This window comes from Wenzhouxiangella indolica, from assembly GCF_042310355.1.
Lineage (GTDB): Bacteria > Pseudomonadota > Gammaproteobacteria > Xanthomonadales > Wenzhouxiangellaceae > Wenzhouxiangella.
The window spans coordinates 207,501-216,725 of the sequence record NZ_JBHJMR010000004.1 but is presented as its reverse complement, the minus strand read 5'-3'; the positions used below and the strand labels follow the sequence as shown (position 1 = coordinate 216,725).

The following is a 9,225-nucleotide window of genomic DNA, read 5'->3' as shown; positions in this document are numbered from 1 at the left end:
ATCCTCCGACCGAGTCTTCGCGAAGCCCGCCCACCGAAGGGGCCAGCCACCTCCCAGTTCCAGTCCTGAAACCCCGGATCGTGGGACTTTGACTTTGAAGCGCGCTTTTTGGCTACTTTTTTCGCGCGGGAAAAAAGTTGCTCGCCGAAAGTGCCTGCGAAGCAGGCCGGGCGAAACCGCAGTTGACGTGTCGAGGCCCCCAAAGCCCCCGGTGGCGCCAAGCTCTCCCAGCCCCACCGCCCAACGCGCCCAACAGGCACCCCGCCGAAGCCGCCCTTGTTTTGCGTCCCAACCTGTGGCAACTTCCTCCCATGATGATCGAAACCGCCGCACATGCCTTCATCGACACCGCGCGCTACGGCCGTCTGCCGCGACGCCCGCGTCGTCGTGTCCGTCATTCGGGCCGGGGTGTGCAATAGTCATTCGAGCTTCAACCAGACCAGACTGCACGACAAACCCGGCACCGAACGCCGGGTTTTTTCGTGTTGGCGCCATGAAAACGAACAGCAACGGGAATCGGAACAATGACTGAACGCGTCGTACTCGCCTTCTCCGGCGGACTGGATACCAGCTACTGCGTGCTTGCGCTGAAGGAACAGGGTTTCGAGGTGCACACGGCCTTTGTCGACACCGGCGGCATCGGCGCTGAGCAGAAGACGTGGATCGGCGAACGCGCCCGCGCCCTGGGCGCGGCCGAGCACCATGAACTAGACGCTGGTCAGCCACTGTGGGACCAGTTCGTGGTGCCGCTGCTGTGGTCGGGCGCGCGCATGCTCGAGCAGTACCCGATGCTGTGCTCGGATCGCTACGTGATCGTTCAGGAATGCCTGAAGCTGGCCGACGAGCTCGGCACGAATCATTTCGCCCACGGCTGTACCGGCATGGGCAACGACCAGCTGCGTTTCGACCAGTCGGTGCGCTCGCTTGGCGATTACACCATCCACGCGCCCATTCGCGACCTGCAGCGCGAAACCAGCAACGTTCGCGCGCATGAATTGAAGCTGATGGCCGATGCCGGCGTCGACGTGCCGGAATCGGCCAGCCGCTACTCGATCAACGAGAATCTGCTCGGCGTGACGCTCTCCGGGCAGGAGATCGACGAGTTCGGGGTGCCGGGCGATGACACCCGCGTCTGGTGCCGGCCGCGAGCCGAGTGGCCGGACGATGCGCTGGAACTGACCGTCGGTTTCCAGGGCGGTCGCGCCGTCAGCCTGGACGACCAGCGCATGGAAGGCCCCCAGCTGCTGGCCGAGCTCAACAGGCGCCTGGGCGCCTATGGTGTGGGCCGACACATCTACACGGGTGACGTCTCCATCGGCCTGAAGGGGCGAATCGTGTTCGAATGCCCGGGCATCGACGGCCTGATGACCGCCCAGCGCGCGCTGCGGGAGGCGGTCAACACGAAGCTGCAGAATCAGTTCCACCAGACCATCGCCCAGCGCTGGGGCGAGCTGGTCTATACCGGCTTCTTCTTCGAGCCACACAAGGCCGACCTCGAGGCCTACCTGGAGTCGGCCAACGAATACGTCACCGGCGTGGTCCGCCTGGCAACCGACGGCGGCAGCGCCCAGGCCGTGGCGGTGGGCTCGCGCTACCTGTTGAAAGACCCGGATGCCGTCTACGCCCAGTCGGCCGGCTGGACGCCCGAGGAGGCCGAGGGCTTCGTCAAGCTCCTGGGGCAGTCCTCAACGCTCGCTGCCCGCGTCAGAAAATCTTGAAAACGCAAAGACGCGAAGACGCAAAGAAAACATGGAACAAGCAAAAGGCCGAAAACACCGAAAACAACGGAAAAGGAAGAATGAATATGTTGATTGAAATAAACACCAAAGGCTGCGCGGCACTAGACCCATTCAGCCTGGCCAGTTTTTGCTTCAGTGAATTCGGTGGTTCCGCTTTTTATTGATTTCTTCTTCGCGTCTTCGCGTCTTTGCGTTTCAAAGGTTTTTAGGCTAATGCCTCAGCGCTATCTACACCACCTGGCCAAGCTGGTTGAATGCGACAGTCAGAATCCGCCACGCAGCATCACGCCCGAGGCGAGCATGTTCGTGCATGCCCGGGCCGTGCTGAAGGCGGCCGGGTTTTCGGTTTCGGTGACTGACTACGGCGAGGGCCACGTCAACCTGTTCGCCCGGCGCGGTGAATCGGATGTGCTGTTCAATTGCCATCTCGACACCGTCCCTGTCGGCGAAGGCTGGACCCGGCCGCCACTGGAACTGACCCTGGAAGGTGACAAGGCCTACGGGCGCGGCGTGTGTGATATCAAGGGCGCGGCCGCCGCCTTGCTGGCGCTGGCCGAATCGACCGACGCGCGCATGGCGATCCTGTTCTCATCCGACGAAGAAGGCGCCGGCGGCTGCTGCGTGCGTCGCTTTCTCGAGCGGCCGGCGCACTGTCGCTTCAAGCAGGTGGTCGTGTGTGAGCCCACCCGCTGCGAGGCGGCGCTCGCCCACCGCGGCTACCTGTCGGTCAAGGGGCGTTTCACCGGCATCGCGGGACACTCCTCGGAGGGCCGCGCGCTGGCCGACAGCGCCATTCACCGCATGTCGCGCTGGACGGCGGCCGCGCTCGACTACTGCCAGGACGAGGCCGACGAGGGCCGAGCGACCTGTTTCAACGTCGGCCTGGCCTCCGGCGGCACCAAGTCGAACGTGATCGCGGGCGAAGCGAACCTGCATTACTCGGCGAGGCTCGGTCCGGGGCAGTCCAACGAGGAACTGCTCGCCCACCTGTCCGGGCTGGGCGGGGCCGAGGCCTTCGCCAACTGGCACGTTCCCTTCTCCGGGCCGCCGCTGCCCGCCGCCGGGCAGGACCCGGCGCAGGCGCGGGCCTTGTGCGAGCGTCGCCAGGTGCCGGTCGGCGAGCCCGTCGATTTCTGGACCGAGGCTTCGCTGTTCTCGGCCGCCGGCATGCCGGCGATGGTGCTCGGGCCGGGCGACATCGCCCAGGCCCACACCGCCGACGAGTGGGTAGCGCTCGAGCAGCTCGAGCGCGCGGCCACCCTCTATCGCGCCTTGGCCCGGTAGACCGGGCAAGCAGTCAGGGCGTGGCTTCGAGGCGGTCGGAGAAGATTCGGTCCGGCTGCGCAGGCTGGCAGACTTCGGGGGTTTCCGATGTAAACAGGGCCGGGCTCGCCCACTCGGGGTGATCGACGAACGGGTTGCGATTGCCCTGGTAGGACTGGACGATGTCGTTGCGCACCAGCTCTTCCGCGCTCGGCGGGTCGGCCGCGTGCCAGGCGAGCAGGTCGTCGAGCAGTCCCATGTAGCGCGTGCCGCCGGTGCCGACCTGGATGTCGTTGCGGTCGTTGGTCAGCTCGAGGTCGGGTTCGGACTGGCCGGTGACCGGGTGGCTGCCGCCTTCGTAGCGAATGGCCATGTAGAGCACGGCGCGCGCGATATCGCCCTTGCGGTGGTTCCAGACTTCGAAGCTGCCCTGGTTGCCGTTCGGGTCGGCCACCCAGTTGGAGTTGCCCGGATAGCTGCCCGAGCCGCCGCCGACGCCCTGGTTGCTTTCGGTGGTTCGCTCGCTGCAGCCGCTGTCGCAGTACGCCAGGGGGCGGTTGCCGCGCGAGGCGTTGTAGTCCTGGTCGGTCAGGTGGAGCATGTGGACGTCGGTGTAGGGGGCGTTGGGTAGTCCCCGGGCGTCGGCCTGGCTGGGAAAGCCCAGCGAGTTGGGCCAGGTGTGTTCGCGGTTGTACCAGGGCCCGGGGCCGCCCTGTCCTGAACGATCGCTGACCTTCGCGTAGCTGCGATTTCGGTAGGAGTCGATCACGCGGTCGGAATCGTCGGGGTCTTGCTGGGCCTCCTCCAGGATCGTCCAGGTGCTGGTGCCGCTGCCGCTGTACGGAAAGGCGGTGTGACCGCGGATGGTCTGGTGCAGTGTGCAGCGCAGCTGGCCCGGGCTGGAAGGGTTGACCTCCGAGTAGTAGCCGTCGCCCGGCTCGGCGATGACCGTGAATGAAAAGCTGGTCTCCCCGTCCAGGCTGTGGCCGTACTGATTGACCACCCCGGCGGCTTCGACCTCGATCACGCAGTCGGCGCCATAGGGCAGCACTTCAGAGGGGCTGAGCACCCACAGTTCGTTGCCGCCGCCCAGGCTGGCCGCAACGGGCGATTCATCGCAGCTGAGCTCGACTGCCCCTTCGGTCACGCTGACCGACTGGCTGAAATCCAGCTCGACGGTGGTGTTGGCCGGAACATCCTGGCTGCCGTCGGCCGGAACGACGGATTCGATCTGCGGCGGCGGCAGCGTGTCCGGATCGAGGGTGGTGAAGCCGACGCTCAGGTCTTGTTCCAGGTTGTCGGGGTCACCGTCGAGGTCGGTCACGTTATCGGCCACGATCTCGAGCACGCAGGATTGGTCGGCCGGCAGCGATGCATCGGGCGTGATCACATGCGTGACCGGTCCGCCGCCGGAAGTCGCCGGAACGGTCGTGCCGCCGCAGCTCAGGCTGTACCAGCCCTGGGTCACGGCCACCGCTTCGCTGAAGACAACCTCCAGGGTTATATCGAGATCGATGTCGGTCGCACCGTCGGCCGGCTGGGTCGAACTGACTTCCGGCGGGACGTCCACGGGTGGCTCGCCGGCGATCGACAGGGAGAAGTCGTCGATGCCCAGCGCATCGTCGGCGCCGGAGGCGTCGTGGTCGCGCCAGCGAATCCACAGGGTGTCTTCCGGCGCCAGCGCCAGCCCCGTGATGGTCGATGCAATCGCGACTTGATTGGCCGCGGCATTGCCGTCCAGGCCGCCGGCCGTGCCGGTGGAGACCGGCGCGTTGAAGCTCAGCCCGGCGACGTCGATCCAGGTCGCGTTGCCGTCGAGCAGCGAGTCCGCGTCGAGGCTGTACTGGAAGTCGAGCCGGTCGATCCGTCCGCTGGAGCCCAGCCGCCATTGCTCTCCGACATAGGCCACGTCGATTTCGTCGATCGTCTGGTCGGAGTCGTTGCGCACGCGCGCGCCGAAAGTCGGTTCGAGGGAGCCCGAATGGATCGCGCCGAACGCGCGCTCGCCGCTGCCGTTCGATCCCAGGCTGTAGGTGTCGCCGGGCAGGCTGCTGCCGCTGCCGTCGCCGGCACGGTAGCTGCCGTCGGCGTTGCTGTCGGTCTCGTGGAAGTACCAGCCCTCGGGCAGGACAGCCGACTGGCCGGACGGCGCCAGGCTGTCGAAGTCTTCCTGCGCGTTCGAGGCGGAGAGGGAAACGCTGCCTGAGCCGACTTGCTGGCCCATGGCCGGTGCGGCCAGCGTCAACACGATTGCCGCGAGGCAACCGGACTTGCATGAAAACATCGACAGATCCTTGTACGAAAGAAACGGGGGGCGGGCGGAAGAAGGGCGGTATTCTATCGGCCCCGCCCGCTGGATGGCCAGTTCTGGCCCGTCGGCGCTGTTGCGCGCCAGGGAGGCTTGTGGCACATTTCGGGCATGGAAAAGCTTCATGCCGGAAACGTACCCGCGACGATCGCCGCTCACCCGGCGCTTCGCCCGTGCCCGCGACGCCCGCGCCGTTCGCCGACGAATGGCTGGGATGCGCGCTAGTTTGAAGTAGAAGGACCAAAACGAACGCGACCAAACCCAGCCCCGCCGGCTGGGTTTTTTCGTTCCGGCCGGCACGAAAACAGGCAGCAGCCATGGAAAGGGACATGCCCGACGTCAGACGCACCGTCATCGAACTGCTCGGCCAGCTCGGCTCCAGCCGGGAGGCGCGGCAGTATCTCAAGCAGTTTTCGCGCATCGAGGAATCGCGCTTCGCCGTGGTCAAGGTCGGCGGTGCGGTCATGCGCGATCATCTCGACGAGATGGCCGCGGCGCTGGCCTTCCTGCAGCGGCTCGGGCTCACGCCCATCATCCTGCACGGCGCCGGCCCGCAGCTCGACGAGGCCATGACCGCCGCCGGCGTGCCGATCGAAAAGCGCGACGGCCTGCGCGTGACCACCGAGGACGTCATGGCCGTGGCCCGACCGGTGATCTACCGCGCCAATGCCGCACTGGTGGATGCCCTGGAGGCCCGGGGCGTGCGCGCCCGCGGCATCCTGCACGGCGTCTTCGAGGCGCAGCTGGCCGACCGCGAGCGCCTGGGCCTGGTCGGCGATATCCAGACCGTGGAACTCGAGCCGGTGAACAGCGCCATCGCTTCGGGTGCCCTGCCCGTCGTGGCCTGCCTGGGCGAGTCGCCGGCCGGCCAGGTGATGAACATCAACGCCGACATCGCCGCGCGCGAGCTGGTCTGGGCGGTGGAGCCGCACAAGGTGATCTTCCTGACCGGCACCGGTGGTCTGCTCGATCACAGCGGCCGGGTGATTTCTGCCATCAGCCTGCGCACCGACTATGACCATCTCCTGGCCCAGGACTGGCTGCATTCGGGCATGCGCCTGAAGCTCCAGCAGATCCGCGAGATGCTCGAGCGCCTGCCGCCGGAGACCTCGGTGTCGATTACCTCGGCCGAGAACCTTACCCGTGAACTGTTTACGCACACCGGCGCGGGCACCCTCATTCGCCGCGGCGAGGCGATCGACTGGTTTGAGACGGTCTCGCCCGAACATCGCGAGCAGCTCCAGGTCCTGCTCGAAGACAGTTTCGGACGCAGCCTCCGCCCGGACTGGCTCGAGCAGCGCCGGCTTCTCGGCCTGCTCTGGGCCGAGAGCGGTCGTGCGGCTGCACTGGTGACCGAAGGCGTCGACGGGGTGCCCTACCTCGACAAGTTCGTCGTCACCCCGGAGGCCCAGGGCGAGGGCCTGGGTGCGGCGCTGTGGCTGGCGCTGCGCCAGCGCTTTCCGCAGCTTTACTGGCGCGCCCGCGCCGGCAACCCGATTGCCGGCTGGTACTTCCAGCAGGCGCACAGCACGCATCGCGAGGGCGAGTGGATCGTCTACACCGTTGGCATCGACTGCTTCGAGCAGCTCTCGCGCTTGACCGCCGACGCCCGGCAGCGTGATTCCGGCTGGCTGCCGTAATTGCATTATTTAAGGCAAGTATGTGAATATGCTTCCTCAGGAGCAATAATGGCGAGGGCGAAATGAGCGATTGCGCCGCACTGATTGCCGACGTGGCCGATTCGCGGCGGATCGATGGCTTTTCCCGGCGCCGGGATCGCTTGCTGTCCGAGCTGTCGCAGCGCCACCGCGCCAACGGCTGGGTCCGCTTCGATTACGCCGTGACCGCCTGGGATGAATTCCAGGGCCTCATCGACAATCCGGCGCTGCTGCCGCGCGTGGCCTGGGATTTCTGGCGCGCCTTTCAGCCCTGGTCGCTGCGCCTGGCAGTGGGCATCGGCCCGGTCGAGCGGATGAGCGAGTCGACCGGTTCCCTGCCGCTCAACCGGGCGGTCACCGGCCCGGCTTTCTACCGGGCCCGCGCGGCACTCGAGGAACTGGATTCACCGCGCCACGGCATGAGCCGGGTGCGATTGCGCGTCGGCGCCCCGGAAGATTCGCGGGCCGTGGCCTGCAACGCCGTGCTTCGCCTGGCCGATGCACTGGTACAGGACATCACCGAGCGGCAGTGGCAGGTGATCGAGCACTACGAGCACAGCGGCAAGCAGACCGACGTTGCGGCCGTGCTGGACGTGGCCGAGTCGACCGTCTCGCGCAGCCTTGCCAGCGCTCGCTACTGGGAACTTCAGGCCAGCCTGTCCGAGCTGGGCGAGCTGCTCGCCGGCCCGATCGGTCATACTGTGGATTCGTCGGCGACGGGCCCGGATTGATGCAGGTACTTCTCGCACTGGTGATCGCACACCTGGTCGGCGATTTTGTCGTCCAGCGCAAGGCCGTCATCGACGGCAAGTACGCAGGCCAATCGTCGGCGTTCGCCGAGCACGGCGCCTGGCACCTGGCCTGCCTGGTCATCGCCTGGCTGCTGTTCGCCCCGGCCGGCATTGCCGCCTGGCAGCTTGCGATCGCCTTCGGTGGCATCGTCGTGCTGCACCTGCTTACCGACTTCGCCAAGTATCGCTGGATGGCCGATCGCGCCTTGCCAGCCTTCCTGGTCGACCAGGCGATTCATCTTGCCACCCTCGTAGTGGCAGCCTGGTGGCTGGCGGGCTGGCCGGACTGGTGGCAGGCGATCGAGGCCTTCTGGCAGCCGCTGGCTTTCCGTGCCGGCTGGCTGGCCGTTGCCTACCTGGTCGTGGTCGTCGTCTTCGGCTGGCTCAATCGCTTGTTGCTTCAGTCCCTGCTGCCCGAACCGGACGAGGAATCCGAACAACAGCGGCTGGGCCTGGCCCGGGCGGGCTTGTATATCGGCTGGCTCGAGCGCTTCCTGATGTTCTCGGCGGTCTTGATCGATGCCTGGTCGGTGCTGGGCCTGGTGCTGGCGGCCAAGTCCGTGTTCCGTTTCGATAGTATTCGCCACAGGCGGCGCCACACCGAGTACTTTGTAATCGGCACGCTGCTGAGCGTCAGCGAGGTGGTGGCCGTCGGCCTGGCGCTTCGCTGGCTCATGCCCGACATCACAGGAGGCATCTGATGCATCGACTGGCCCTGATCGGTGGCCGGGGCTACGCCGGCTCCGAACTGCTCAAGCTGATCGCACGCCATCCGGACATGACGCTGGCGCTGGCGACCAGCGACAGCCGGGCCGGACAGGCGATCGCGGAATCCGTGCCCGAATGGCCCGACCCGGACGAGTCCTTCGAGGCCCTCCAGCCCGATGACGTCGGCGAAGTCGACGCCGACGTCTGGATCCTGGCCCTACCCAATGGCCGCAGTCGTCCCTGGGTGGACGCCATCGCCGAGGCCCACCCGCAGGCCGTTGTGCTGGATCTCGGCGCCGACTGGCGCTTCGATGCGCACTGGGTCTACGGCCTGACCGAACTCAACCGCGATGCGCTGGCATCTGCGCAGCGCATCGCCAACCCCGGCTGCTACGCCACTGGCGGCATGTTTGGCCTGTGGCCCATCCGCCGCGCCCTGGCCGCGCCCCCGGTGCTGTTCGGCGTGTCGGGCTACAGCGGCGCCGGAAAGACGCCGTCGCCGCGCAACGATCCCGAGCGGCTGGCCGACAACCTGATCCCTTATGCGCTGACAGGACACGTGCATGAACAGGAGATCTCGGCCCACCTTCGCCGACCGGTCCGGTTCCATCCCCACGTCGCCCCGTTCTTCCGGGGCATCTCCATGACCGTTTCGGTGATGCTCAGCGAGCCGCTTTCAAGCGAGGAGTTGCTGGCGATGTATTGGCAGCAATATGAAGGCGAGCCCCTGATCCGCCTCAGCGAGGAGATACCGGAAA

8 protein-coding genes (1 of these 8 cut by a window edge) are annotated in these 9,225 nt (G+C 66.5%); 7 read left to right on the top strand and 1 reads right to left on the bottom strand.

Annotated elements, in window-relative coordinates; genetic code table 11:
• Positions 1-524: 524 nt before the first annotated feature.
• From ACDC67_RS07475 to ACDC67_RS07465, 3 genes are read left to right on the top strand one after another with little or no spacing between them, the layout of a single operon-like run.
• Positions 525-1,718: an argininosuccinate synthase domain-containing protein gene (locus ACDC67_RS07475; protein WP_376691938.1), complete on the top strand. Its 1,194-nt coding sequence runs from the start codon at positions 525-527 to the stop codon at positions 1,716-1,718.
• A complete protein-coding gene (locus ACDC67_RS07470; RefSeq protein WP_376691936.1) occupies positions 1,715-1,903 on the top strand; it encodes a hypothetical protein in 189 nt (62 codons plus the stop codon). The genes ACDC67_RS07475 and ACDC67_RS07470 overlap by 4 nt, the downstream gene beginning before the upstream one ends.
• 49 nt (positions 1,904-1,952) lie before the next feature.
• Complete coding sequence (locus ACDC67_RS07465; protein ID WP_376691934.1) at positions 1,953-3,023, top strand: acetylornithine deacetylase; 1,071 nt, start codon at positions 1,953-1,955, stop codon at positions 3,021-3,023.
• A gap of 13 nt (positions 3,024-3,036) precedes the next feature.
• On the opposite strand, the gene ACDC67_RS07460 is transcribed toward ACDC67_RS07465, so the two are convergent.
• Positions 3,037-5,286: an endonuclease gene (locus ACDC67_RS07460; RefSeq protein WP_376691933.1), complete on the bottom strand. Its 2,250-nt coding sequence runs from the start codon at positions 5,284-5,286 to the stop codon at positions 3,037-3,039.
• Positions 5,287-5,639: 353 nt separating this feature from the next.
• Between ACDC67_RS07460 and ACDC67_RS07455 the strand changes: the two genes are divergently transcribed.
• The 4 genes from ACDC67_RS07455 to argC form a co-directional block, all read left to right on the top strand.
• Positions 5,640-6,950: an acetylglutamate kinase gene (locus ACDC67_RS07455; RefSeq protein WP_376691931.1), complete on the top strand. Its 1,311-nt coding sequence runs from the start codon at positions 5,640-5,642 to the stop codon at positions 6,948-6,950.
• A gap of 62 nt (positions 6,951-7,012) precedes the next feature.
• Positions 7,013-7,699, top strand: a complete 687-nt coding sequence (locus tag ACDC67_RS07450) for a SatD family protein (protein ID WP_376691929.1) — start codon at positions 7,013-7,015, stop codon at positions 7,697-7,699.
• Complete coding sequence (locus ACDC67_RS07445; protein WP_376691928.1) at positions 7,699-8,460, top strand: DUF3307 domain-containing protein; 762 nt, start codon at positions 7,699-7,701, stop codon at positions 8,458-8,460. Before ACDC67_RS07450 ends, ACDC67_RS07445 begins: the two co-directional genes overlap by 1 nt.
• On the top strand, positions 8,460-9,225 hold the 5' portion of the coding sequence (argC, locus tag ACDC67_RS07440) for an N-acetyl-gamma-glutamyl-phosphate reductase (protein WP_376691927.1). 191 nt of this gene lie beyond the right edge of the window; the window shows 766 of its 957 coding nt (coding positions 1-766); the start codon lies at positions 8,460-8,462; its stop codon lies beyond the right edge, outside the window. The genes ACDC67_RS07445 and argC overlap by 1 nt, the downstream gene beginning before the upstream one ends.